General features: G+C 46.3%; 24 protein-coding genes. 20 read left to right on the top strand and 4 right to left on the bottom strand.

Features of this window, described 5'->3' with window-relative positions; translation table 11 throughout:
* The first annotated feature begins 1 nt into the window (after window position 1).
* From ABJ081_05290 to ABJ081_05225, 14 genes are all read left to right on the top strand, one after another.
* Window positions 2–790, top strand: coding sequence for an HAD-IIB family hydrolase (locus tag ABJ081_05290; GenBank protein MEP6356075.1), 789 nt, complete (start codon window positions 2–4; stop codon window positions 788–790).
* A 24-nt stretch (window positions 791–814) separates the two neighbouring features.
* Window positions 815–2,023, top strand: a complete 1,209-nt coding sequence (locus ABJ081_05285) for a glycosyl transferase (protein ID MEP6356074.1) — start codon at window positions 815–817, stop codon at window positions 2,021–2,023.
* Window positions 2,024–2,178: 155 nt separating this feature from the next.
* Complete coding sequence (locus ABJ081_05280; protein MEP6356073.1) at window positions 2,179–3,033, top strand: xanthine dehydrogenase family protein subunit M; 855 nt, start codon at window positions 2,179–2,181, stop codon at window positions 3,031–3,033.
* 20 nt (window positions 3,034–3,053) lie between these two features.
* The gene (locus ABJ081_05275; protein ID MEP6356072.1) at window positions 3,054–3,545 is read left to right on the top strand and encodes a (2Fe-2S)-binding protein; all 492 of its coding nucleotides are present in this window, start codon (window positions 3,054–3,056) and stop codon (window positions 3,543–3,545) included.
* Complete coding sequence (locus tag ABJ081_05270) at window positions 3,542–5,962, top strand: aerobic carbon-monoxide dehydrogenase large subunit (protein ID MEP6356071.1); 2,421 nt, start codon at window positions 3,542–3,544, stop codon at window positions 5,960–5,962. The genes ABJ081_05275 and ABJ081_05270 overlap by 4 nt, the downstream gene beginning before the upstream one ends.
* 55 nt (window positions 5,963–6,017) lie before the next feature.
* Window positions 6,018–6,890, top strand: a complete 873-nt coding sequence (locus ABJ081_05265) for a MoxR family ATPase (GenBank protein ID MEP6356070.1) — start codon at window positions 6,018–6,020, stop codon at window positions 6,888–6,890.
* Window positions 6,890–8,077, top strand: a complete 1,188-nt coding sequence (locus ABJ081_05260) for a VWA domain-containing protein (protein MEP6356069.1) — start codon at window positions 6,890–6,892, stop codon at window positions 8,075–8,077. The genes ABJ081_05265 and ABJ081_05260 overlap by 1 nt, the downstream gene beginning before the upstream one ends.
* Complete coding sequence (locus tag ABJ081_05255; protein MEP6356068.1) at window positions 8,074–9,030, top strand: XdhC family protein; 957 nt, start codon at window positions 8,074–8,076, stop codon at window positions 9,028–9,030. Before ABJ081_05260 ends, ABJ081_05255 begins: the two co-directional genes overlap by 4 nt.
* 28 nt (window positions 9,031–9,058) lie before the next feature.
* On the top strand, window positions 9,059–9,556 hold the full coding sequence (locus ABJ081_05250; GenBank protein MEP6356067.1) for a carbon monoxide dehydrogenase subunit G: 498 nt from the start codon (window positions 9,059–9,061) through the stop codon (window positions 9,554–9,556).
* A gap of 300 nt (window positions 9,557–9,856) precedes the next feature.
* Window positions 9,857–10,585, top strand: a complete 729-nt coding sequence (locus tag ABJ081_05245; GenBank protein ID MEP6356066.1) for a hypothetical protein — start codon at window positions 9,857–9,859, stop codon at window positions 10,583–10,585.
* Window positions 10,586–10,958: 373 nt separating this feature from the next.
* Entirely contained in the window at window positions 10,959–12,251 is a 1,293-nt protein-coding gene (locus tag ABJ081_05240; GenBank protein ID MEP6356065.1) for an integrase arm-type DNA-binding domain-containing protein, read from the top strand.
* Entirely contained in the window at window positions 12,248–12,811 is a 564-nt protein-coding gene (locus tag ABJ081_05235) for a hypothetical protein (GenBank protein ID MEP6356064.1), read from the top strand. Before ABJ081_05240 ends, ABJ081_05235 begins: the two co-directional genes overlap by 4 nt.
* Window positions 12,812–12,891: 80 nt before the next feature.
* Complete coding sequence (locus tag ABJ081_05230; protein MEP6356063.1) at window positions 12,892–13,098, top strand: hypothetical protein; 207 nt, start codon at window positions 12,892–12,894, stop codon at window positions 13,096–13,098.
* 6 nt (window positions 13,099–13,104) lie between these two features.
* Window positions 13,105–13,599, top strand: coding sequence for a hypothetical protein (locus ABJ081_05225; protein ID MEP6356062.1), 495 nt, complete (start codon window positions 13,105–13,107; stop codon window positions 13,597–13,599).
* Window positions 13,600–14,298: 699 nt separating this feature from the next.
* Here ABJ081_05225 and ABJ081_05220 read toward each other — a convergent pair.
* Window positions 14,299–16,074: a hypothetical protein gene (locus tag ABJ081_05220; GenBank protein MEP6356061.1), complete on the bottom strand. Its 1,776-nt coding sequence runs from the start codon at window positions 16,072–16,074 to the stop codon at window positions 14,299–14,301.
* A gap of 343 nt (window positions 16,075–16,417) precedes the next feature.
* Entirely contained in the window at window positions 16,418–17,149 is a 732-nt protein-coding gene (locus ABJ081_05215) for a hypothetical protein (GenBank protein MEP6356060.1), read from the bottom strand.
* A gap of 99 nt (window positions 17,150–17,248) precedes the next feature.
* Between ABJ081_05215 and ABJ081_05210 the strand changes: the two genes are divergently transcribed.
* Window positions 17,249–18,493 (top strand): CBASS cGAMP synthase, encoded by a 1,245-nt coding sequence (locus tag ABJ081_05210; GenBank protein ID MEP6356059.1) that lies wholly within the window; start codon window positions 17,249–17,251, stop codon window positions 18,491–18,493.
* Between the two features lie 26 nt (window positions 18,494–18,519).
* On the opposite strand, the gene ABJ081_05205 is transcribed toward ABJ081_05210, so the two are convergent.
* A complete protein-coding gene (locus ABJ081_05205) occupies window positions 18,520–18,717 on the bottom strand; it encodes a hypothetical protein (protein MEP6356058.1) in 198 nt (65 codons plus the stop codon).
* Window positions 18,718–19,190: 473 nt separating this feature from the next.
* Between ABJ081_05205 and ABJ081_05200 the strand changes: the two genes are divergently transcribed.
* Window positions 19,191–20,294, top strand: a complete 1,104-nt coding sequence (locus ABJ081_05200; GenBank protein ID MEP6356057.1) for a ThiF family adenylyltransferase — start codon at window positions 19,191–19,193, stop codon at window positions 20,292–20,294.
* Window positions 20,291–20,770, top strand: coding sequence for a Mov34/MPN/PAD-1 family protein (locus tag ABJ081_05195; protein ID MEP6356056.1), 480 nt, complete (start codon window positions 20,291–20,293; stop codon window positions 20,768–20,770). The genes ABJ081_05200 and ABJ081_05195 overlap by 4 nt, the downstream gene beginning before the upstream one ends.
* 121 nt (window positions 20,771–20,891) lie before the next feature.
* On the opposite strand, the gene ABJ081_05190 is transcribed toward ABJ081_05195, so the two are convergent.
* Window positions 20,892–21,032: a hypothetical protein gene (locus ABJ081_05190; GenBank protein ID MEP6356055.1), complete on the bottom strand. Its 141-nt coding sequence runs from the start codon at window positions 21,030–21,032 to the stop codon at window positions 20,892–20,894.
* 399 nt (window positions 21,033–21,431) lie between these two features.
* On the opposite strand from ABJ081_05190, the gene ABJ081_05185 reads away from it, so the two are divergent.
* From ABJ081_05185 to ABJ081_05175, 3 genes are all read left to right on the top strand, one after another.
* Window positions 21,432–22,178, top strand: coding sequence for a hypothetical protein (locus ABJ081_05185; GenBank protein MEP6356054.1), 747 nt, complete (start codon window positions 21,432–21,434; stop codon window positions 22,176–22,178).
* 82 nt (window positions 22,179–22,260) lie between these two features.
* A complete protein-coding gene (locus ABJ081_05180) occupies window positions 22,261–22,863 on the top strand; it encodes a hypothetical protein (GenBank protein ID MEP6356053.1) in 603 nt (200 codons plus the stop codon).
* Between the two features lie 67 nt (window positions 22,864–22,930).
* Window positions 22,931–24,712, top strand: coding sequence for a peroxidase family protein (locus ABJ081_05175; protein MEP6356052.1), 1,782 nt, complete (start codon window positions 22,931–22,933; stop codon window positions 24,710–24,712).
* The last annotated feature ends 90 nt before the right edge of the window (window positions 24,713–24,802 follow it).

Below are 24,802 nucleotides of genomic sequence, written 5' to 3'. Positions count from 1 at the left end.
CATGAACAATAAGTTGGACCGCCCATTTATTCTCTTCAGCGACCTTGATGGCACTTTGCTTGACCATCAAACCTATTCCCATGCACCAGCGCGTGAAGCACTTGATGCATTGCGCGCTAATCACATAGAGCTGATTTTGGCATCGAGTAAAACAGCAGCGGAAATTGCTCCTTTAAGGCGCGACATTGGTTTTGAGCACTGCGAGGCTATCGTTGAAAATGGGGCAGGGCTTCTTTTATCAGGCAGTTTAGAAAAAAGTTCGAATGAATACTATCAGCGTCTACTGGATGTATTGACGGAATTACCAGCAATTTATCGTGGGCATTTCACGGGGTTTTCTCAATGGGAGGCGGAAGAGATATCGCAGCTTACCGGTCTTACCCTCAATGCCGCTAAGCTTTCTAAAGCGCGACAATTTTCTGAGCCAGGATTATGGTCAGGTAGCGATGATGAATTGGAAGGGTTTCGTTCATTTTTGCAAAATGAAGGTATTATTGCACAACGGGGAGGGCGGTTTTTAACGCTCTCATTTGGGGGGCGTAAGGTCGATCAGATGCAGAAGATTATCGATCGACATCGTGCAAATGGGGTCGATCCATTTTGTGTGGCACTTGGTGATGCCCCCAATGACATTGCCATGCTGGAGGCGGCTGATCTTGGTATTATTATTCCAAATTCTTCGCATTCAGGAATTAATGAATTACCAGGTGAGGCGACGGGAAAAATAATCCGAGCGACTTTTGCTGGACCCGAAGGGTGGAATGATGCTGTACTTAATGTATTACGATAAGCGCATATATTAGAGGGGATTGAATTGGCAGATTTTCATCAAAATGGCAGCGTTGCAACACTGCATAATTTGACGCAGGTTTCATTGGTTGAATTGGAGCGCGAACTGCGCACCTTCTCTGCAACTCGGAAAATCACTCTCATTCTTCCTTCCTTGTTTTCCGAGCTTGAAAGGCCAGCTCTTTCCACGATCCTTGATGAACTTTCAGGGGCTGATTATATAAATCATATTATTATAGGTCTCGATCGCGCTGATGAAGAACAATACAAATATGCAAAGAACTACTTCTCACGCCTTCCTCAAAAACATGACGTTTTGTGGAATGATGGCCCACGCTTAAAGGCACTTCACAAGCAACTCGCTGATGCCGGTCTTGCCCCCAAAGAGCCGGGTAAGGGGCGCAATGTTTGGTATTGTATCGGTTATGCTTTGGCCTCGCAAAATTCTGATGTGGTGGCTTTGCATGATTGTGATATTTTGACCTATTCGCGCGAAATGCTGGCAAGGCTGGTCTATCCAGTTTCTAATCCGGCATTCCCCTACCAGTTTTGCAAGGGATATTATCCCCGTATAGCGGGCGGAAAATTAAATGGCCGAGCCTCTCGCCTCTTGGTTTCTCCGCTTTTGATGGCGATACAAAAAACATGCGGGCATCATGATTACATTGAATATTTGCAAGGCTTCCGTTACCCGCTAGCCGGTGAGTTCGCCATGCGAACAAGCATATTGCCAGACATCCGTATTCCTTCCGACTGGGGATTGGAAATAGGCGTTTTGTCAGAGGTGTGGCGCAATCTTTCACCACGTTCCGTTTGTCAGGTAGATGTTGCTGATGTTTATGACCACAAACACCAAGACCTTTCGAAGGCAGATGCCTCAACAGGTCTTTCGCGTATGTCGATTGATATTGCAAAAGCGTTGTTTAGAAAGCTAGCAAATAACGGATATGTTTTCTCACATGAAACCTTCCGTACCATCAAAGCGACCTATTATCGATGTGCATTGGATTTGATCGAGATGTACCACCATGATGCGCTCATGAACGGGCTTTACACAGACCGCCACCAAGAAGAAGAAGCGGTTGAGCTTTTCGCGGCAAATATTGTTGAGGCGGGTCATACCTTCTTGGAAAACCCAATGGAGACACCCTTCATTCCAAACTGGAGTCGCATACAATCTGCTTACCCTGATTTTTTACGAAATATGCATGAGGCTGTTCAGGCTGATAAGTGATATCCGAATTAATTGACGCATCATTAGCGTCCAGTATTCGCATTTCATGAAAGATGTTCGCATTTCGTGCAGCAAATACCGCATTTCGCAGATATGTGAATGCCAGATAGAAAATCCTCCTCTTAGATAGATTCATCAATTAGATGGAGGAACTAATGATACCAGCAGCATTTGAATACCACCGGCCAGATACTATCGATGATGCAATTCGAATTATCGGTGAGCACGGTGACGAAGCCAGAGTTCTTGCGGGCGGGCATAGTCTGATTCCGATGATGAAATTACGGATGACAGATCTTTCTCATCTTGTTGACTTGCAAGCGATCAGTGAGTTGAGAGGCATAAGCGTTGACAGCAACACCATAACAATTGGTGCGATGACAACGCAGCACGAACTCATAGCAAGTGAAAGTCTGGCAAAGGCCGCACCAATCGTTGCAGAAGCGGCACTTCAAATAGCTGATCCTCAGGTTCGATATGTAGGTACAATCGGCGGAAATGTTGCAAACGGCGATCCAAGTAATGACATGCCGGGTCTGATGCAATGTTTGAATGCTACTTATACGCTCGTTGGGCCGAACGGTTCGAGAACCGTCGCGGCGCGTGATTTTTACGAGGCAGCGTACTTTACAGCCCGTGAAGATGAAGAGGTTTTAACATCTATATCCTTCGCAGTGTCTTCTGGCGGATATGCCTATGAAAAACAAAAGCGCAAAATTGGTGATTATGCGACGGCCGCCGCTGGCGTGTTGATCACAAAAGAAGGTGCAACATGCGCTCATGCATCCATTGCCCTTACCAATCTTGCAGATACACCCATTTATTGTGAGGAAGCGGTATCAATCCTCAATGACTCAAATTTAAATGCGGATGATATCGAAGCTGCAACTGTTGCAGCAGTGAACGCCACTGATCCCGGTGAAGATAATCGTGGTCCAATTGAATTTAAAAAACATGCTGCAAAAATCGTCATTCGCCGTGCTATCGAGCGCGCGATTGAACGCGCTTAGATAGCGGCGGGAGGATAGTTATGGGAAAAATGCATATTAAAATGAAGGTCAATGGTGAAGATGTTGAAACGCTCGCCGAACCTCGCGAACTGCTTATTCATGTCTTGCGTGAAAGGCTAAACATCACAGGCCCTCACATTGGTTGCGAAACATCGCATTGCGGTGCGTGCACTGTTGATATGGGTGGGAAGTCAGTTAAATCTTGCACTGTGTTTGCGGCTCAAGCAAATGGTGCAGACATCACCACAATCGAAGGCCTGGGCAATCCAGATTCACTACATGTTTTGCAGGAAATGTTTAAAGAACATCACGGTCTGCAGTGTGGTTTTTGCACTCCAGGCATGATCACCAGAGCGCATAGGCTTTTGCAAGAAATTCCTGATCCAACGGAAGAAGAAATCAGGTTTGGAATGGCAGGAAATCTCTGCCGGTGTACGGGGTATCAGAATATCATCAAAGCGATTTTGGCAGCCGTCGCTGAATTAAATGCCGTTAAGGAGGCAGCACAATGAACGAGATGACACCTCCAAAAGAAGAACGCTCCGCCGCATTAAAAGGTCTCGGCTGCTCACGCAAACGGGTTGAAGATGCACGCTTTACGCAAGGCAAGGGTAATTATGTCGATGACATTAAGCTGCCAGGAATGCTCTTTGGCGACTTTGTGCGTTCACCCTATCCCCATGCCTATGTGAAAAGTATAAACACGGATGCTGCAATGGCTGTGCCCGGTGTGGTAGCCGTCCTAACAGCCGATGACCTTAGACCGCTTAACCTTCACTGGATGCCAACGCTTGCTGGCGACAAACAAATGGTGCTTGCAGACGGAAAAGTTCTTTTTCAAGGACAAGAAGTTGCCTTTGTTGTGGCAAATGATCGCTATGCGGCAGCTGATGCGGTTGAACTCGTTGAAGTTGAATATGAAGAATTGCCCGTACTGGTTGATCCCTTTAAAGCGGAGATTGAAGGCGCACCCATTTTACGTGAAGATATCGCGGATCAAAAAACAGGTGCCCATGGGCCGCGTCGCCATCCTAATCATATTTTCACTTGGGAAGCTGGTGAGAAAGAAGCAACTAAAAGTGTCATCGATAATGCTGAGGTTACGGCCGAAGAAACAATGTATTATCACCGTACGCACCCATGCCCACTTGAGACATGTGGCTCTGTGGCCAGCATGGATAAAGTGAATGGCAAACTGACTTTATATGGCACCTTTCAAGCACCTCATGTGGTGCGAACAGTTGCATCGCTCTTATCGGGCATCGCTGAAAGCAATATCAGGGTAATCTCGCCTGATATTGGGGGCGGTTTTGGAAATAAGGTGGGTGTTTATTCAGGCTATGTCTGCTCAATTGTTGCTTCTATTGTAACAGGTAAGCCAGTTAAATGGGTTGAAGATAGGATCGAAAATTTAACCTCAACGGCCTTTGCCAGAGACTATTGGATGAAAGGCAAGATAAGCGCGACCAAGGAAGGTAAAATCACAGGCCTTGATGTTCACGTGACGGCTGACCACGGTGCTTTTGATGCCTGTGCGGATCCCACGAAGTTTCCTGCCGGTTTCATGAGTATTTGTACTGGTTCATATGATATTCCAACCGCGTATCTGGCAGTGGATGGCATTTACACGAACAAAGCGCCAGGTGGCGTGTCTTATCGGTGTTCTTTTCGCGTGACAGAGGCGGTCTATCTCATTGAGCGCATGATTGAAATCTTGGCGATTGAGTTGGATATGGACGCTGCCGATTTGCGCCGGATCAATTTTATCAAGAAAGAACAGTTTCCTTATCAGTCCGCTTTGGGCTGGGAGTACGATTCAGGCGATTATCACACCGCATGGGATAAAGCCCTTGAAGCTGTGGATTATAAAGCACTTCGCGCAGAACAAGCCGAACGCGTCGCGTCATTCAAACGCGGGGAAACGCGCAAGCTGATGGGTGTCGGACTTTCTTTCTTCACGGAAATTGTTGGGGCAGGTCCAGTTAAGAACTGCGATATTTTAGGTATGGGCATGTTCGATTCTTGTGAGATTAGAATTCATCCAACAGGCTCAGCAATTGCAAGGCTTGGCACAATTTCTCAAGGTCAGGGACATGCAACAACTTTTGCGCAAATCCTTGCCAGTGAAATAGGCCTATCCGCAGATGATATTACCCTTGAAGAAGGGGATACAGACACAGCGCCTTATGGTCTTGGAACCTATGGTTCTCGTTCAACGCCGGTTGCCGGGGCTGCCGCTGCTATGGCTGGCCGCAAAATTCGGGCGAAGGCACAGATGATAGCCGCCTATATGCTGGAAGTTCATGATGGTGATCTTGAATGGGATGTTGATCGCTTTGTTGTCAAAGGGGCGCCTGAGCGCTTTAAAACAATGAAAGAGATTGCATATGCCTCTTACAACCAAGTCATTCCTGGTCTTGAGCCAGGTTTAGAAGCTGTAAGCTATTATGATCCGCCAAACATGACATATCCCTTTGGTGCTTATGTTTGTGTCATGGACATCGATGTGGACACGGGTGTTACAGATGTTCGACGCTTTTATGCGTTGGATGATTGCGGAACGCGCATCAATCCAATGATCATCGAAGGACAAGTTCATGGTGGCTTGACCGAGGCTCTAGCGGTCGCTCTGGGGCAGGAAATAGCTTATGATGAAATGGGTAACGTGAAGACTGGATCATTGATGGACTTTTTCTTGCCGACGGCATGGGAAACGCCAAATTACGAGACCGATCACACAGTAACACCTAGTCCTCACCACCCGATTGGAGCCAAAGGAGTAGGCGAAAGCCCGCATGTTGGCGGCGTGCCTTGTTTCTCGAACGCGGTTCAAGACGCCTTCCGTGCCTTTGGGCTTCGGCATACAAATATGCCGCATGATCATTGGCGCATTTGGCAAACAGCTAATAAATTAGGTTTGCATGATTAGAAAATAAGACGGCTTGTAAGATGTTCTTCGAGCCGTCAAATTTCAAAGTGATAATATGACCTGGACCCAATTAAAAACAGAGTTGGCTGACAATAGCTATGTGGCTTCAGACGCGCTGGCTATGGCACTTCACCTTGCCATGCAGCTCGGGCGTCCGCTCTTGCTTGAAGGTGCAGCGGGTGTTGGCAAAACCCAAATTGCCAAAACACTCGCTGACATAAAAGAAACAAACCTCATCAGACTCCAATGTTATGAGGGATTGGATTCTGCTTCAGCCATCTACGAATGGAATTATCAGCGACAATTACTCGCCATTCGTGCTGATGCTAGCAGTGATAGCCACGGTAATATCGAAGACCGTATTTTTTCTGAAAAATACCTCCTACGACGCCCCTTGCTAGAAGCAATTTCGCAAGACAAACCACCAGTCCTTCTTATCGATGAGGTGGACCGTGCCGATGAAGAGTTTGAAGCCTATCTGCTGGAGATTCTTTCAGATTTTCAAGTTTCAATACCGGAGCTTGGAACCATCAAGGCAACCTGTAGGCCCTTTGTGGTTTTGACCGCAAATGGCGCGCGGGATTTATCTGATGCTCTACGCCGGCGCTGTATTTATTCATTTGTTGAATGCCCAGATTTGAAGACAGAATTAGCCATTTTGGAGAAACGTAACCCAGAATTAAATACGCTGCTCGCACAGCAAATTGTGGGTTTTGTTCAAGCTATTAGGAAAGAGGAACTTGAGAAGAAGCCGGGCGTGGCTGAGATGCTTGATTGGGCCGCAGCCATTTCAGGCTTGGGTATTAATGATCTATCCGACGATCCAGTTACTCTGCAAGCAACCCTTGTCTGTTTGTTAAAAACACAATCCGATCAGGCCGCTATTCCAACGGAAATCACTCAGCGTCTCTTAGGGAAGGTCGCATAATGCCGATCACTCAGTTTCCTGAAAGTACACGCAATGTGTCGGAGCGAATGACCGGCTTTATGGAACATCTGCGCTATAACGGTATCAATGTTGGCGTTGCAGAAACAGAAGCCGCGCTTCTTTCTATGCGCCACATTAATCTCGCAAACATCAATGAGACTCGGCTCGCGCTCAAATCAGTCTGCGCAAATGATGCGGATCGTTTTGATAGATTTGACGAACTTTTCAAAGCTTACTGGATGAATAAGGGGCGTGATCGCAGGCGCGATCAACATACGATGAAGGCGGTTGAAAAAAAGAGCCGTCGGACCAACAAAAGCTTGTTTGAGCAAGCCAGCGATACGCGTTCGACTGGGGAACAAGATCTGCCCGACGATAACCGGGAAGGTGAGTCTGCTCAATCTGGTGAAGGCAAACTGATCGCATCCAAAATTGACAACATCAATAAAACTGACCTTCGAGAATTTATGAAGCCAGAAGATCTAAGTCGTGCCGAAAAGGTGGCAGAAGATCTTGCCAAAGCAATACGGTATCGCCGTTCGCGGCGTAGGCGGGCTGCACGGAAAGGGGCTCAACTCGACCTACGCAAAATCACGCGAAAAAGTGTGTCCACTGGCGGCGAACCTTTGCGTTTGCTGCGGCGTCACAAGCCCAACAAACCTCAAAATATTATTGCGCTTTTGGATGTGTCAGGCTCTATGACGGTTTATTCACGTATCTTTTTAGCGTTTTTGAAGGGGCTGATGAGTGCCGACCAAAACACAGATGCGTATTTATTTCATACTCAGCTTGTCCGTATTTCAGATGCTCTGCGTGATGGTGATACGTTCCGTGCTGTCAATCGTTTGTCTATGATGGCTCAAGGCTTTGGTGGGGGCACAAAAATAGGAACAAACTTGGGCCATTTTAACCGGCAATACGCGGCTCAGCAGGTCAATGGAAGATCAGTAGTGATCATTCTATCTGACGGCTACGATAACGATCCACCTGAAAAGATAGCCAATGAATTGGCTCGCCTGAAAAAGCGTGGATGCAAAGTTATTTGGCTAAACCCGCTAAAAGGCTGGAAGGATTACGAACCAGTCGCTAAAGGCATGGCCGCCGCGCTGCCACATCTCGATTTATTTGCAGCAGCGACAACACTCAATGACCTTGCTGCACTAGAACCAGAATTGGGGAGAATATGACGAAGGCAACAAACGCCCACACGGATATTCTAGATATGATTTCAGAACTCAAATTCAAAGGTGAACCTTTTGCAATGGCTACCGTTGTCAGGACTGTTTCGGTCACATCGGCCAAAGCAGGCGCCAAAGCGATTATTATGGATGATGGTTCAATTTCGGAAGGTTGGATCGGCGGCGGCTGTGCTCGTTCTGCGGTTTTAAAAGCCGCTCGCGAAGCGCTGAAAGACGGAAATCCTCGTCTTGTGTCAGTGCAACCGGAAGACCTTCTCACCGAGCAAGGGATTGCATCAGGTGAGACGAAGGACGGTGTGAAATTTGCGACTAATATGTGCCCAAGCCAAGGCACGATGGATATATTTGTGGAAGCCGTTCGCCCTAAGCCAGAATTGGTAATATATGGTTCCAGCCCCGTTGCAATTGCGCTAACAGTTTTGGCAAAGCCCTTGGGGTTCACGTGTACAGTTTGCGCAAAACAAAAGGATCACCACGCATTTCTAGATGTCGATAATCTCATCAGTGGTTTTGACCTTCCTCTTCGCGATGGATTGAGATTCATTGTTGTCTCTACACAAGGCAGTGGAGACGAGGCGGCATTGAAATCTGCTTTGGCTAATTCCGCTGACTATATTTCCTTCGTTGGTAGCCATAAAAAAGCCGCACGATTGCAGGAAAAGCTTGTTGCCGCTGGAATGGATGAGAGTGATTTCACTGAGCTAAAAGCGCCGGCTGGGCTCGATATTAAAGCGGTGACGCCGGAAGAGATCGCGCTCTCAATATTAGCTGAGATTATTTATAAAAAACGGTCTAAAACTGCGACGTCTTCAACTGAGTTAGAACGTGATGGGACGAAGCATTCTAAAACATCCGATACTGGGCAATTATCATCTGCCAAAAACAAAACATCTAAATCTACAAATCAACGACATCAGGAAGAGATTAATTCTTTTTGCTGATGCATGGACTTTATTGTTAGAGGAAAAAATGGAACTACAAGACGAAATTTTTATCAATGCTCCCCAAGATGTGGTTTATGCCGCGCTCAACGATCCTGAGATTTTGAAACAGTGTATCCCTGGTTGCGAAGAACTCATCAAAGTTTCTGACACAGAACTGACAGCAAAAGTTGTTCTTAAAGTTGGCCCTGTGAAAGCTAAATTTGGAGGAGAAGTAACCCTTGATACACAAGGCGCGCCGAATAAATTCTCTCTCGCCGGTCAAGGCAATGGGGGCGTTGCGGGCTATGCAAAAGGAGGTGCTGATGTCGAGCTTGTCGAGCAAGATGGTGGCACCATGCTAAACTATGTTGCAAAAGCGGAAATCGGTGGCAAGCTTGCACAACTTGGCAGCAGGCTGGTGGTGAGTACGGCAAAAAAATTATCAAAAAACTTCTTCGAAAACTTTGAAAAAGTTGTTTGTGGTGAGCCGGATTCTGACCCGGATGAGAAGAAAAGCTTATGGGGTAAATTGGTTGGCTCTTAGCAAAAGTATCACCACAGGCTTTAATCACTGAACCATTCTCATTGGCATGCTTTAAAATACGTAATTTACGTTGAATTTCGTGATGATTAAGGTTCTTGAATAGAAGCTATTCGGTGAAGAAGAGACCAACGTCTAAAATAGATATCACACACGAAAGGCAAAGATCTTTCTATGCAGACGAAATTGGTAACGGAAAACAGGATATCTTATTGAGAAGGCTGAAGTTCACGCCGCATTCAGCTTAAATGATCTATCGTCTGGGCACCCTAAAGTGGCTATCAAGAAATCAAGAGGTAAGACATGCGGCCTTACGACGAGAGCGGCGAAGTTGCAGAGTTTCATCGATTGAATGCTGAAGTACGGGGAAAATATAATATTAATGCATGCTTTGGCTTGGGTCGTTTCTACAAAGAGGGTCGAGGTGGCTTGCGAAGGGATGGCCTCAAAGCAAAAAGTTGGTTTACAAGATGTCTCTCAGTTTCTACCGACAAGCCATATAAATACATCCATGAGTTTTTAGAAAACAAAGAAATAACTTATTTAGGAACAGAGAGTGAAGCCAGGAAAATACTTCCTAAAAATTACAATGAGCATCAGGTTAGCGCTCTTGTAGAACTCTATTGGATCGACAAAAATACAAGAGATTTGGATGAAATTTTTGACATAGCTTTTAGAGCAAAAGGTGGTGATGCAGAAGCTCAATACGAGCTTGGCGACTTGTTCATGCATGCTAGCGATCAATATTTCATACCTGTCATAGTTAGACAGAGAGATGGTTGCGAATGGATGAAAAAAGCCGCTGAACAGGGATATAGCAAGGCGTATATGCCTCTTGCTCTTTATTACAGCGGTGCTGACCTACCAAGATATGCTCACGACAAGTTCCTGGATAAAGACGCTGCTTTATATTGGGCTGAGCGTGCTGCTAAATATTTTTCTCAAGCCGACGACAAATACAATAGAAAAGAAGCTGAGCGGATCATTGAAGAATGTTACAAATCCAATTTAAAGGTTCTAAAATTCTCTTAGATGAGAAAGGTCATTGTCGATTGCTTTTCTGCTTTATGAATAACGCTCGTTAAATCATTGTAATAATCTCGAGAAAAAAGTTGGAATGAATTGTCAAAATGACATGGTTTTCGGAGTTCACAGGAATCGACGTTGAAACACTGCAGAGTAAGGCTGAAAAGCCTTAGATAATAAAGGTTTCTGATACAGCAAAAAATATTGAAAAACTGGGTAATGGCGGACAGACAGGCCGCCAAGGATAACACTCTAATTGTCTCAATTTGTCGCTTTAGGTACTAAAATCATTGGGTTTTATGAATTTCATTTGCGCATGCTGTTGCATTGAGTTGCATCCGTGTTTATATTTTTTGGCGGGTTAGATAGAGGGTAATATATGCCACGCATCGCCAAAGAACTTTCTGCTCTTGAAGTTAAGCGGTTAACGCACACCGGTAAGAACGGCAATTCAATCTTTGCAGTTGGAGGAGTCGCAGGGTTGTTGCTGCAAGTTACTCCCAACGGTGGACGTTCTTGGATTGTTAGAACCCAAGTAGGCAATCATAGACGTGAGATTGGTTTGGGCGGTTATCCTGAGGTTACGTTAGCTCAAGCACGCGATAAAGCTCGTGAGATAAAAAACAAAATCCGCAATGGTATTGATCCAGTAGAGGAGCGTAAGGCGGCCAGAGCCTCATTAATTGCCACTCAGCGACGAGGGTTAGTGTTTTCGGATGCTATTGATCGGTATCTCAGTAGTAAGCTGGATGCTTTTAAAAATGGAAAACACCGTCAGCAATGGCGTAACACGCTGGAGACCTATGCGAAGCCCGAGTTGGGTTCAATGCTGGTGCAAGACATTACTGTTCAGGATGTGTTGCGTGTTCTAAAACCTATTTGGAGTGATAAAACTGAAACCGCTTCTCGTCTGAGAGGGCGGATAGAAGCTGTTTTGTCGTGGGCAACAGTGTCCGGTCATCGTAGCGGTGATAATCCAGCTCGTTGGTCGGGCAATCTCAAAGAGCTGTTGCCGGCTCCTGAAAAAATTAAAGTCTCTCGCAATCATCCAGCATTACAAATTGAAGATGCCTCACGCTGGCTTGCAGGCCTTAAAGAGCGTTCTGGCATGGGTTGTCGTGCGTTAGAGTTTTCAGCACTAACAGCAGTACGCTCTAAGGAGGTTCGTGGAGCCACCTGGGAAGAGATAAATCTGGAGAATGCTCTTTGGATTATCCCTGCTAGCCGCACCAAGATGAGTAAAGAGCATAGGGTACCACTTTCAAAAACTTGTATTGAGCTGTTAGAGGTGCTTCCAAGGTTTAGTGACAGCCCACTTGTGTTTACAGCTTCCAGAGGCGGCATGCTCTCTGACATGACGCTCAGCGCTACTATGAAACGCATTCACAAAGCAGATTTAGCCGAGGGTGGTTCCGGTTATGTCGATAGAGTGAGTAAACGACCAGCCGTACCGCATGGCTTGCGTTCCACATTTCGGGACTGGGTATCTGAAAAAACACAATTTCCCGGTGACATGGCAGAAATTGCCTTGGGGCACAAAGTTTCAAATGCCGTTGAGGCCGCTTATCGGCGAGGGGATATGATCAACAAACGCCGCTTTATGATGGATGCTTGGGCCGATCATTTAACCGGCGGAGAACTTATTACTGACAGTGTGGTTTACCTAAAATGAGGCCGCCTATTGGATATGAGGAGGCAGTTAAGAAAGTTTATGATCGAATTGAAGATCATAGAAATGCAAACCAAGGGTGGTTATGGGGCGATGCCACGAATGATGCATCTATTCTAAGGCGCATTTTGCGTGTGGAAGGGCGTCGGTATTTGGAACGCGACCGTGAAACATTGTTTGAGAGATCATTATCTGATCGCAATTATTACGACATGTTACGTTTTGCGATAGCCGAAAAAATCTATTGCTCTGTTGAGCTTGATGCTGAGGAAGCAGCTTGGACAGCAAAGGCTTTAGCTGGGGAGCATGACGTTCCACAATACAAGTCTCGTGCCTATACTGCCCACGAGGATGTAAGGAAGCTAGGTCTTCATCGCCTTGTTGTTGGATGTGTGCATGTTCTAAGGCAGAGGGGTTTAAAGCATAAACTTGCATGCGAGGCCGTCGCAGAGGCGTGCAGCAAACACAACCTCGACATCCGCTCTGCCACTACGGTTTCAGATATATGGAAGAAGAACATGCCAAAGTTTTATCGACGCAGGCCTAAGAATAAGGGGTCGTAAGCCCCTTGCTTGCTACCCAGCGACGTCCGTTCAGCTGCGCTATAGGTTGCATCCGATGACAATCAACCGGAGTGCATAGCATGGCTGAGACATATCTTTCTGACATTCAAGTAGCTTCTCGTTACGGCGTCCACCGATCCACACCGTGGCGCTGGGCAAAGTCTGAGCCAGGCTTCCCCGCACCAGTGACTCTATCGTCAGGTTGCACGAGATGGCCATTATCTGCCTTGCTGGCTTGGGAGATTTCTAAAGCCAATTCGTCGCCACAGCAAAATTGGACGACGTGATATGTCATGGGTAGGAACAAAAGTAACGAAGACCGCGAACCCCAATGGACTAAATGGATTTTGCACCATCGCGCACTTCCTGCATGGAAAGCTCTCTCTTTTGCGGCAAGAGAAATATATTTTCACCTGCAAGTCAGATGCTTTGCTGAAACCGCTCAAAAACACAGGAAGGTGACCAACAATAATGGACAGGTATTTCGTTCTCCGCGTGATTTGGCTTTAGATATGGGCTGCTCCCAAAAAACTGTCATGGCTGGATTAGCTGACTTGCAGGCCAAAGGATGGATCGTTGCGACTGAACTGGCAAGCCTTGGTGTCGATGGAAAGGGAAAGACGGCGAAGTACCGATTGACCATGATGCCTATGGGAAGCGGTGGCTCCTTCAAAGCGGCTACACAAGAACCCAAAGAATGGCGTGAAGGCCAAAACTACCCAGTTTTGGTTCATAAGCCATATATGCCTAAGCCGCGAAAAGGACGTGCAAAGAATTTCAAAAAATAAAATCCCGCACCCTATTCGGATGCGTGTGCATACCCGAATAGGGTGCAATAACCGCATGATAGAACATCAGGTGAACCCGAATAGGATGCGGTTTAAGCGGTGTTGTGGAATGTTCCTGCGTCCAAGTTGGGCGCATATTTAATAGCCATGCTATGGTGTTTAATTAGGATATCTAACCGATTAGCCTAGCTGGCCTTAAAGAAATTATAGCCAGTTCAAACTGTTTGCGAGAAATCCAAGTCCAAAAAACATCGTTGAGACTATGATATTTCGAACAAGCTGCAATTTTATATTGCTCTCACTTTTGTGAAAATCGTGATTTGAGAGCTCACGAAAATCTTCATTGGGCGCGTTTTGGCTCTCAAAAAAAATTGCTCGGACATAATCAAGTGCAAAGGCTGCAATTAGCCAAACCTTGCCCAATAAGTCAGCTCCGCTTGCGAACGCTAATGCCTTTGGTATGATAAATAAGAATAGTCTGGTCATTCCGTACTCCTAGTTGGAAAGCAGTTTTTTGACACAAGCAAGCGTGGTTACTTTGCTGAATGTATTTTAAAACGGGTAGAGCTAAAAGCAACATGCCTGAATAAATTGTCGTGTGAAAAGAACACCTAAAAGCCTTCTCAAAGATACTGTCGCTCGCAATATGAGACTTTTGCGTGCAGAAAAAGGTTGGTCATAATCAGTTGCAGCAAACAGTCAGCCGAACAAAAAGGCGGTAATACCCGTTGCAGCAGCAGCATTTGCAGCTGTTTGAATTGTATTTTTTCCAGCGGCAGGAATAGTGGTTTTTCCATCCAAAAGTTTAAGTGCTTCAAACCCAGCAGCGATCAGTCCAGCGTATTCACCAGATTCAAAAACTCTATCGGGTATGGTGTTGCCTGAAAGGTTTTCTGATGTGCTTGCTACATCACGAGTTAAATCTTCATTGGTGTGGTCACTAGCTTGCACGCCATCCATTTTATCCGCAACTTCATCTGTCACGATAATCTCTATATCACTATACCTATCCTGATGTTCAGCCACATAGCTTTTACTATTCGTAGCCTTAAGCTGGTATTCATATTGTATTTCATCAGTGTCTGTTGAACGAATAACAACATCAGACTCCTCATGGTTCGTGGAACCATGTACTTCGGCGTATGTGTCAGTATGACTAGCGTTATATTCTTCAACCCATCGAAGTTCGTGATAAATTCCCTTCACATTATTGGCGACACCTCTCAATCGCTCAGGTGTTAATCCGCTTAAATATTCAGAAATTTCAACTTCATCAGCGGCGTTTAATTCCGTTTTAGACCTGCGAATAGCGTCTAGCACTAAATCTTGCTCTAGAGAGCCGTCAAGAGCTGTTTGTGTAAGTAAACTATAGAATACACCCGCCACTAACCCAGCAGGGCTTAAAGGTGATTTAGCAGCATAAAATTGGAAGCCATCCAAAACAGCAGGCTTAAAATCTGTCAGTATGTGTTGGTTATATTTTAGTGAATTTATTCCATCTAAATTGGCGCTGATGCTGTCAGCATTTTCTTCAAGATGCTCATGTAGTTTTTGCAGTGAATCGCAAAATTGCAATGCTTCATCAGAATATAAGTGAAGAGGTCTTTCTTCGAGCTTGCTCTCAATGCTTGCGGCTAATAATCCGCAAGTTTCAACTATTCGTTTTTCTTCATCAGACAGGTCGTCGTAATTACGAGATTTTGATGAAAGTGCAAATTTGTAAGTTGCGAAACCTATGACCAACCCGAAACCTGATAGCACCAATGCACCTGCGGCCATTCCACCGCCGAAACCAAGCGCCGCAAGTGTTGAATTTGTTAGAGCTGCACCGTGCAGCGTTGCTATTGCGGTTCCAGTACCCGCCGTCCCAAAAGTGCTGACTAGTCCAAATAATGAAGTTGTACCTACTAGTCCTGCTAATTTGGCTGAAACAACTTTGCCAAATCCTTCCATCCATCCAGCAGCTTCTTTGTCGCTAACTTGAAGAATGCATGCCGTGATTTTGGTGAGTTGTTTCTTTGTATTCGTGAGAAGCTCAATTGTATCCTCGGGAGCGAAGTATGGCTTTATGAGTTCCCTGATATTCCCGTATGTTTCTTGAGATTTGTCTACAGCACGGTCAACTTTTTCTGTTACTCCAGATTTGGCCAAAAATTCTTTCGTTGGAGTAACCGTTGTTCCAATTAGCATATCACGGGCAGCCCCTAGCTTTTTACCAGCTCCTGCAGCCTCATCCACTCTTTGAATCGCTTCTTTTCCGGCCTCAATGGCACCTTTCGTCGTTCCTGCAACGGGTTTAAGGTGTTCTTTAATTCCACTTGATTCAACAAATTCGGAGGCTTGCGCTCCAAGCTTTTCCACGCCTTCCACAATCGTCTTTTTTGTCTTACTGGATTCCACATTCCTTTTTATCTTCCGAGTGAAATCTCTCGCCTTTCTTTGTCCTTTTCTGATACTATTCTCTTCACGAGACATATTATCCAAACCTCATAATTTCGGTTAAATTAGTGGGTGAGCGGCTAACGATTGCAACCTTAATTACACATACTGTTCTGGAAGCCGGTAGAAGTAAAGAAATTATACGGCCCCGAGTTTGTCAGAAATGTCACTACCTTAACTTGATGGTTGCTGGCGGGGCGACCTGAACCAATTGCTAATTGATGTGCCCTAGAACGGCAGACGCCTTGCAAGGTAAAACTGGACCACAAACCGACGTTATGAGAAAGGGGACTTTTGGGGAAAGCGGAAGTTCGCTGCGTAAGCACAAGACATATTTTCTGCCAAGAAAAGCGGACATTTGTAGTTCTGTTATAGCCAGCTACTTGGTGGATCTTCTCATTGTGATTAGCCCAGCGGCGTTCAAGCCGAGGTTCCAAGAGCGGTTTTGCCAGTACTGCCCCTTTAGTTCGGACGCATCCTCGTTCACATTGAGTACGGCAGATCCATAAAACTTGGGTTGGTCGGTTACCGCAAGGGGATGAGAATTGTCTTGCTTGTTAGTCTGCTCGTAAACCAATGCAACCGACTTATTCCCGTTCTCTGACTTGAAAAATTCCACGGAAATTGTTTCGGAACTTAGCAATGGAGTTTGTTCGTTGGGTAGGAAGACAAGGTCGGTCCGAAACCACGTCTGTTTGATTTTCACATTAAAGCGCGCTTCTAGGAGTTCGGGACGTTCGTCATCGAAGGGGGAAAATGTTATTTCTTCACTGGCGGCGGCGGTTTTCAGGCGTTCTACAATCGACCAATTGGACTGGATCGTAACAACCCACTCGCCGTTCAGGTCAGGAAAGTAGCGGTTTGCGAGCCATGGCCCCACCAAATGTAGTTTCCAAAGTAAACGCCAGCCAGGAAGGATGATGAACAGAGCTATGCTTCCCCAGATAATACCTGCGACAACTCTAGAGGTCAGCAGGTTGGCAGTTGTAGCTCCCAGCACAGGCACGTTTTCCATAAACCATGTCTCAATCCAACCAATGGCGAGAGGTGAGGCTAAGGCTAGATAGACCGCCAAGGTAATCCAGAACGAAAGCGAAACAAATTTTGCCATTTTACTCAACCTCTAGTATTGAAGACTCGGCTTTGCACACCCAAGTATATGGGGGTGTAGCGTCGCCGCCACAAGATTAAAACGAAAAGGGACCGATTAATGCCTATTAATGCACATAAAGCCTTTGTGTCCCGTCCTTCGGGTTACAAGTTTCTATTGGACCTCTCAGAGAAGCAGGAACAGACACTGCGGAACGCTCGTGATGACATTCGCATCGAACTCTCCGCTCAATTTGAGAAATTTGCGAAATCGTTGGGTGATCAAAATCTGTTCGAAGATCACTCCGCTGTATTAGAGCGGAGCTTCCAAAAACCGAAGTTTAGGATGCAAGGCAGCTTCTCGTACCACACATGCAACCAACCCGCGCATGTGCCGCCTCAGGAGATTGACTTGGACGATGGGATATTCATGCCCGTCTCCTATTTTCAAAAGGGTGAAGACAGGTCCCCTGTAATCCAAAGCGCCGCCTACTTTTTAATAATCGAACGCATTCTAGCGCCACTGTGCGACAAGAAAGGTTGGCAACTCGTAACGGACAAGGCTTCGTGCATCCGTGTCAAGATCGACGGCACCATGCACACCGATCTTGCACTGTATTCGGTGCCGGACGGGGACTTCCAGCGCATCTCAAAAGATGCACAAAACCGTGGCGCCGATTTCGCGACAGAACTCATGATGGAGGACACCGCCTATCGGATGCTGTCGCATGATGAGATCATGTTGGCACATCGAGATGATGGTTGGAGGAAGTCCGACCCGCGCAAACTCGAAGACTGGTTTCTTGGTGCAGTGAAAGAGTACGGCGGCCAAGTACGAACGGTCAGTCGTTTTCTCAAGGGGTGGAGAGATTTTCAATGGCCTGAAGGAAGACTGGCATCGATTGCTCTCATGGCAGCGGTGGTGTCGGTCTTTGGGAAGGCGTCGGCAGCAATTGCGAGTGACCGGGACGACCTAGCGTTGTTGCGCGTTGCAGAAGATTTGCCGGACTTCCTCTCCAATGACATTCCAAATCCTGTCGTAGAGGGTGAGCGTTTGGATCAAGGTTGGTCCGCTCAGGAGCGCGGTGATTTCGTTGCGAAGGCTAGAGTGCTTGCTGAGCGTCTAGCAGATGCGCTCACGCAAACGTCTGACCGAGCAGTAGCATATGAGGCCCTGCAAGAACAATTTGGCGGACGTATCCCAGACGATCTTACCCTTTACGTGCCGGACACGGGTCTTGAGACAAAGGCAAGCGAGTTGGCTGCACCTGCAGCCCTTACGATGGGGATGGTCAACAAGCTAGACGCAGAGCGCAGCAATGACCTCGCCGCTGTGAACAAGCAGGGCGGGGGGCGTTACGGGTAATCGAGCATTGACCGGGCCGTCTGAACCTACCGACCTCCAGCTAGCAGAGTTGTCACGGTGGGTGCACGCTCAATGTCCAAATGCGAGAGACCTTTCACCGGTTGAGTTGTCTCGATATGAGGCCAAAGAGCCAATCCACGGTTGGGTTGTCCCGTTTGAGCATCAAGATGACCACTTTGATCTGCATGTGTTACTCTTGCTGGGCTTCCCATGGTCGAAGCCACTTGTTTATTGCCCTGAACAATTTCAGTTCATGCAGTTTCCGCACATTGAAAGCGATGGTGTATTTTGCCTTTACCCAACGGGGACAGAGCACGATCCTCTGAATCCCAAAGGATTAATATGGGATGCCATAAAAGAAGCTGTACGATTGATCGTCGCTTCATACGACGAGGCGTTTCTCAATGATTTCGCCGATGAGTTCTATTCTTATTGGGGCAAAACAGAGGGGGGCAAAAACATCGTCAGCCTCCTGTCACCCGGCGGCGCCTCCCGCAGGGTGTCCCTATGGTGCAGCATAGGTGACTTCTATCTTGCGGATGACAACACCGCCTTGGAAAGTTGGCTTCGCAACCGCTTTCCGGGAAACAAGAAGGACTACAATTTCAGTACTGCAACACATATTACCCTCAGTAGGCCTATTCTGCCTTCGGAATACCCGAGCTCGGGTGCGGCGATTCTGCACTTCTTGCGGGAGTTGGCACCCGAATCCATAGAATTGCTGGAAGATGCTGCCGCAACCTCTGATGGCAAGTTTATGATTTCCTTCGAGGGGTGCACAGATGATGGACCGGTATTTTTCGCCGTCGAAGTTCTGCCCCCCGTCAAACAAGGTATGGAAGCCGGGCGACGACCAGACATGTTGCAAAAGGGCTTTCGGCCTGGAAAAGTGCCGCCCCACATCCGAATGCAGCGGCTTTTCGGGGGCAATCATGTTGAACGTCACGTGGTTATGCGTGCGGACCCATCTTGGATACATGGGCGTGACACCCCTACAGTCGCGCCTCTATTTGACAAGCGGGTTCTGATGATCGGCGCGGGGTCATTGGGAAGCGAGGTTGCTCTGCTGCTGGCCAAGACGGGTGTTGGCTCGATCACATTGGTCGACCCAGGACTTCTAGACTATCCCAATGTTGGACGTCATATGCTCGGGGTCTCGCAAGTCAGGAAATTTAAAGCCAAGTCTCTTGCAGAAAAGTTGGCTGGTGACTTCCCGCATATGCGCTCGATCAAGTACTTCTCTGAGGATTTGCAATCGCTCTACGGCAAACATCCTGAGGTTTTTCACAACACCGATTTGATCGTTTCCACGGCTGGAAGTTGGGTGGCTGAAGGCTGGCTTAACCAATTAGCTAGGAACGAAGCGGATCTCTCCCCTGTAATTTACGGTTGGGCAGAGCCTTTTTCTGTCGCAGGACACGCAGTATTGATCGACTCCAACGGTCCATGTCTTGCCTGCGGAATGGATAAATTCGGGGCAGCAATACAAACAGTTTGTGAGTGGGACACCGAGACGACGCGGAAACAGCCCCATTGTGGGGCCAGTTTTCAACCATATGGGCCAGCATCATTATCAGGTGTAGCGGCTTTGGTGGCGAAGACCACAATGAAAGCATTGCTTGGTGGGATGCATCCCGGGACCGAGGCCGTTTACTGGGCCTCGAAGGAAGAAATTGCAGAACAAGGAGGGCGTTTCACCCCGGACTTCCTTAATGGGTTTCCTGACATTCCTGAGTTCGGCGGATCGCGACAATTCGAGTGGAGGCAAAAAGAAGATTGTGCTTTTTGCGGAGAAGCATGAGTATTTGCTACCCCATTGGAGAAAGTGGGCAATTCCTGATCCTAGAACAGAATGTTCTTGATCACTTTGTTAAATACCGACAGTTGGACCCGAAAATGTCTGAAGCTGGTGGGCAACTATTTGGTGTGGTTGAAGGTCAGTCTGTAAAGCTTATGCGTGCGACTGGTCCAAGAAATTCTGATCGACGTGGAAGGTTCTTTTTTATCGCGGATCGTTTTGCAGAACGCCGAGAAATCAGCACGCTACATAAGTCCGGGTTGCACTACCTCGGGGATTGGCACACGCACCCTCAAGTAGTTCCAGCCCCGTCGGGCACTGACCTCTCATCAATGACCGACCTTTTTGTTCGTTCAAAGCATGACTTGACTGCATTCTTAATGGTGATCGTTGGCACAGCAGAGTTTCCAAAGGGATTGCATGTGTCACTTCATGAGACCAATGCATGGTCTGCCCTGAACGCAATACGCGAAACCTAGCACTCCAATCGACTTAGTGGGTACAGCGAAAGTCCGGTCTGGCAGGCCGCACCGCAGCATGTTGAGGCCAGGTTGTGTGATCGCAATGGGCTGCCAATGTTAGAGATCACGGCCTATTGAGTTAGGTCTCAACGTCTTGCAGGATTTCCAATGCGGCTTCCAAATCCACACCAAGATATCTGACCGTACTGTCCATTTTCGTGTGACCCAGCAATAGTTGACCGGCTCGCAGATTGTCGGGTAGATATATGGAGATGGTCATTGAAACGGCCTGGCTAGAGGTGTTCTGATTTAACAGCGGCTGGATGTTCAATCCATGTGTACAGTGACTTTCTTGTACCTTCTGTTATTTCAACCTGCACAGGTTGTTTGCTTTTACTCTCCAGAATTGAAGTTCGTTCACGCACTCTCCCAGCGACAAATACATCGGCAACTTTCAGGCAAACCAAATTACAACCGCGCAACTTACTATCGACAGAGATTTTAAATATGTAGTCAGCACCTAAGGAGAAGTTGTCTTACATTTTTCAGTGAGTATAAAATCTCTTATATACACTTGGATAGAATATTTGTTGTTTTATTATGGGTAGTAATTATTTTTATAGTTGGCTATAATTGGTTTTTTTAGCGCTTTATTTATTGCAAAAGGTTAGATGCAGAAATGAATATTATGCGACTGATTTTTATTTTCCTCATGTTGATTCTTGGCTCAAATGCGTATGCGCAAGAGAGGCAAGTGAGTGTTGATTCCTGTCCTGCTGGGTTTGATAGATCAACCGCTATGGATGGTGGCCTGTATCTGCTGGCGAACATGGATGTACCGTTGAACTCGCCGACAGCACTTGCCCCGCAATTTCCTGAAAATGTTAGCATCAATCGGGCGGACGCGAGATCATATTTTTATTTCATGAAACGGGGAACGCAGTTGCCGAGCGGTGCTATTGCGGTCAGGCGGGTTTATTCGGTTGTTAATTCTTCAATACCGAAAGACGTCGTCATATTGACGAACAATCAAGATTGGATTGGTACAGAAAAGCAGAGACGCTTTGGAGAATATTTCGCTTATCACCAAAACCCGTTGGGTAATAACAATCGTTTCAGACAAAGCTTTCATTTCAAGTATGAAAATTCCCAAGTTAGGACTGATGACCGTCAGGACAAAGTAACGGCGCTTCAAATGGATCAGTCAAATTTCATAAATTCTAATATTAACAAGATGATGCTTCTGCGCTATCTTGGTATTCGCGCAGATGGGACTTGCATCAGGTTCAATCTGTTTTCAGAGCGCTCACAGCACTCAAGGGGTTTACTCTCCATCACGCGGTCCTTTTTTCTCGAAGTTCAAGAACTTGAAGGCGTCGGTGGAAGAGCGCTACCTCGTGTTCGTCTAAATATTAGTATCTTATAGTATCCAGATGCCTTGGTTTCTCGACATACTGTTTAATAAAGCAACCTTTTTGCGAATTATAGATCAGATCTTTAGGAACGACGTGTATGACCTGCGCAAAGAAGACGAAAGTTTCTCCTTTTTAAGCACCGTTGGCCTTATCGTTTTGTTTCTCACGATCTTTGCTACGGGATATGTGGGGGAATGGGAAGCAACTAACAATTGTTCCATAGAGAATATAATTTTTAGTTTGATTGATTGCACGAACACATGGCTCGCTTTGGTTAAGCTACTCTCTGTCATTGCGGTGTCCTATCTTATAGCCATGATGGTCAGTGACTGTTTCAACCTGTTGCGGCCAGCAAATGCCATTATTGAGAACTGCTGCTCTCTATTCTTACTCGGCTGCCTTATTCTAATGGCGTTTCAAACCGTGAAGAATGGTGCCGCATTTAATTGGGTGTCAGATATTCCCAGAAATTGGTTGGGCACCAATGATACGATCAACAACTTTATCGGGATGCTTTCGGTGGCTGCGGTTGCCCTTTTGCTCAGCACGATGGTGTCGTTGGTGCGCCGTTATATAAGTTTTGGTGCTATCACGTGGGATGGCCTGGAACCCATTATTTTGGCGTTATTCTATTTCGTCTTTGTTGGGTCCGCGCTGTCATTCACGTTCCTCGAATTCAGAGAAAATAGCCCGTAGCTGTCAAGCCTGTTTATAAACGATCATCGCAATATCGGTAATTAGATACAACAATGGTTCAATTGATATGACAATTACTCAACGAATTTTGGGAATCTTAAAAAAGTCATTACGTTATGTTTGGTTGAGCATTCTTGCAATACTCGAAATTCCGCTTGTCCTTATTTTAGAGGTCTGGCCTGTAACCACCATTGGCTTTTTCATCAAAGACAATTTTAAAGGTCTTTGGGATTGGTTAATGTCGAAGAAGTTCATCCGAAATGTCATCAGTAAAGGGATCTTTCGTCGCTTTGGCAATGTAACCAAAGCTCGCCCGCATCAGATGACAATGATCGAAAATTATACGAGCTGGAAAAGTATAACTGATTTGACGATTACAGGCCGTCATCTGCCTGAAGACGAGAATTTTGATACGCGTATCCGTCCGCCATCTGAACAAGTCGTAGATCTTTTTTTGCGTCAAAATGATGGTTCGCAAGGCGGTATCATGACACCAGACATTCGCTCGTCGCTTCTCTTTGCATCCTTTGCTCAATGGTTCACCGATAGCTTCTTACGCACATCACATGCATTTGAGTTCGACCCCAAGAAAAAATTTGCTGTGAAAACAGACAATAACGGTGTCCCAATTCGTAAAGAGGGCCGTGAAAAATACAATAACTCCACCCATGAAATTGATTTATGTCAGATCTACGGCCTCAATAAAAAAATGACCGATAAACTTCGATGTCCCGACAACAAAGGATGCTTGAGGTCACAACACATCAATGGGGAAGAATATCCCGAGACCCTATTAGCCTCGGCAGATGTAGTGAATGGCGAGCCGTTGCCTATAAAGAAGCATTTCGAAGATTTGCACCACGAGCCGATCCTGCGCCACATATTTGGATCAACTGAACAAGGTCGCTACGAAACTCTCTTTGCTACTGGTTTGGAACATTCGAACTCTACAATTGGTAATGCTCTTCTTAATACCGTATTTTTAAGACTCCACAATAAAATAGCTCGTAAAACAGCAGAGCAGAACAAAGACTGGGACAGCGATCAAGTTTTTGAAAGCGCACGTAATACAGCAATTGTGATCTTACTCAACATCGTCATTTCGGACTACATCGCCCATATTTCCCCGCTCAACCTACCGCTGAAATTTCAGCCTGGCTTGGCTGAAGAACAGACATGGTATCGCCGTAATCGCATCCACATAGAATTCAACATTCTCTACCGTTGGCATGGTCTTGTCCCGAGTAAATTCTCATTTCTGCCAGATGATGACAATGCTTCAAACTTCCGTCACAACAACAACTGGCTCATCGAACAAGGTCTTTCAAAGGCTGTCACCCTTTTTTCAAATGAACCTGTCGGTAAGATGATTATGGGCAACACGCCTCGCTTTTTAGAGGGTGTGAAGTATGACACCATGACGATCATGCGCGCTTCAAAATTACAAAATTACAACTCGTATCGAAACCGGTTCAATCTGCCAGAGGCGGAAGATTTTACAGATGTCAGCGATGATCCAGATATGGTGAAGACGCTGAGCGAGATGTATGGCGCGAAAATTGAAAATCTCGAATGGTATGTCGGCATGTGCGCGGAAAGCCACAATCGCGGAATGATCATGGGTGATCTCATGCTCAACATGGTCGCTCACGATGCCTTCACCCATGCTCTGACCAATCCACTCCTCTCCAACGAAATCTTCGTTGAGAAGACGTTTGGTCAAGTTGGTTGGGATTATGTGAATAGGGTCACAACGCTTAAACAGGTCATCGCAGAAGTTGTCGAAACTCCAGGAACAATTTGCGAATTTGCAATCAACGGAGAACACTTAGATCGCGCACCCATATAAACAACTATCGGCAGGATACCGAGATAGAGCATGAAATCCCAGATCAGTTAATAAGGGAAGGCGAAGAAATTTTCTTTGTGGTTGATGGTC

The organism is Hyphomicrobiales bacterium, assembly GCA_039989895.1.
Lineage (GTDB): Bacteria > Pseudomonadota > Alphaproteobacteria > Rhizobiales > JACESI01 > JACESI01.
The sequence above is the reverse complement of the archived record's forward strand: the minus strand, read 5'-3'. Positions and strand labels throughout refer to the sequence as shown.

Bases quoted from the DNA above. Each gene is read 5' to 3' on its own strand.
- ABJ081_05185 (MEP6356054.1), top strand. From the start codon at position 21,432: ATGAATATTATGCGACTGATTTTTATTTTCCTCATGTTGATTCTTGGC.
- ABJ081_05275 (MEP6356072.1), top strand. From the start codon at position 3,054: ATGGGAAAAATGCATATTAAAATGAAGGTCAATGGTGAAGATGTTGAA.
- ABJ081_05210 (MEP6356059.1), top strand. From the start codon at position 17,249: ATGCCTATTAATGCACATAAAGCCTTTGTGTCCCGTCCTTCGGGTTAC.
- ABJ081_05245 (MEP6356066.1), top strand. From the start codon at position 9,857: ATGCGGCCTTACGACGAGAGCGGCGAAGTTGCAGAGTTTCATCGATTG.
- ABJ081_05260 (MEP6356069.1), top strand. From the start codon at position 6,890: ATGCCGATCACTCAGTTTCCTGAAAGTACACGCAATGTGTCGGAGCGA.
- ABJ081_05220 (MEP6356061.1), bottom strand. From the start codon at position 16,074: ATGTCTCGTGAAGAGAATAGTATCAGAAAAGGACAAAGAAAGGCGAGA.
- ABJ081_05175 (MEP6356052.1), top strand. From the start codon at position 22,931: ATGACAATTACTCAACGAATTTTGGGAATCTTAAAAAAGTCATTACGT.
- ABJ081_05215 (MEP6356060.1), bottom strand. From the start codon at position 17,149: ATGGCAAAATTTGTTTCGCTTTCGTTCTGGATTACCTTGGCGGTCTAT.
- ABJ081_05230 (MEP6356063.1), top strand. From the start codon at position 12,892: ATGGCTGAGACATATCTTTCTGACATTCAAGTAGCTTCTCGTTACGGC.
- ABJ081_05265 (MEP6356070.1), top strand. From the start codon at position 6,018: ATGACCTGGACCCAATTAAAAACAGAGTTGGCTGACAATAGCTATGTG.
- ABJ081_05280 (MEP6356073.1), top strand. From the start codon at position 2,179: ATGATACCAGCAGCATTTGAATACCACCGGCCAGATACTATCGATGAT.
- ABJ081_05195 (MEP6356056.1), top strand. From the start codon at position 20,291: ATGAGTATTTGCTACCCCATTGGAGAAAGTGGGCAATTCCTGATCCTA.
- ABJ081_05270 (MEP6356071.1), top strand. From the start codon at position 3,542: ATGAACGAGATGACACCTCCAAAAGAAGAACGCTCCGCCGCATTAAAA.
- ABJ081_05255 (MEP6356068.1), top strand. From the start codon at position 8,074: ATGACGAAGGCAACAAACGCCCACACGGATATTCTAGATATGATTTCA.
- ABJ081_05290 (MEP6356075.1), top strand. From the start codon at position 2: ATGAACAATAAGTTGGACCGCCCATTTATTCTCTTCAGCGACCTTGAT.
- ABJ081_05250 (MEP6356067.1), top strand. From the start codon at position 9,059: ATGGAACTACAAGACGAAATTTTTATCAATGCTCCCCAAGATGTGGTT.
- ABJ081_05190 (MEP6356055.1), bottom strand. From the start codon at position 21,032: ATGACCATCTCCATATATCTACCCGACAATCTGCGAGCCGGTCAACTA.
- ABJ081_05240 (MEP6356065.1), top strand. From the start codon at position 10,959: ATGCCACGCATCGCCAAAGAACTTTCTGCTCTTGAAGTTAAGCGGTTA.
- ABJ081_05225 (MEP6356062.1), top strand. From the start codon at position 13,105: ATGGGTAGGAACAAAAGTAACGAAGACCGCGAACCCCAATGGACTAAA.
- ABJ081_05235 (MEP6356064.1), top strand. From the start codon at position 12,248: ATGAGGCCGCCTATTGGATATGAGGAGGCAGTTAAGAAAGTTTATGAT.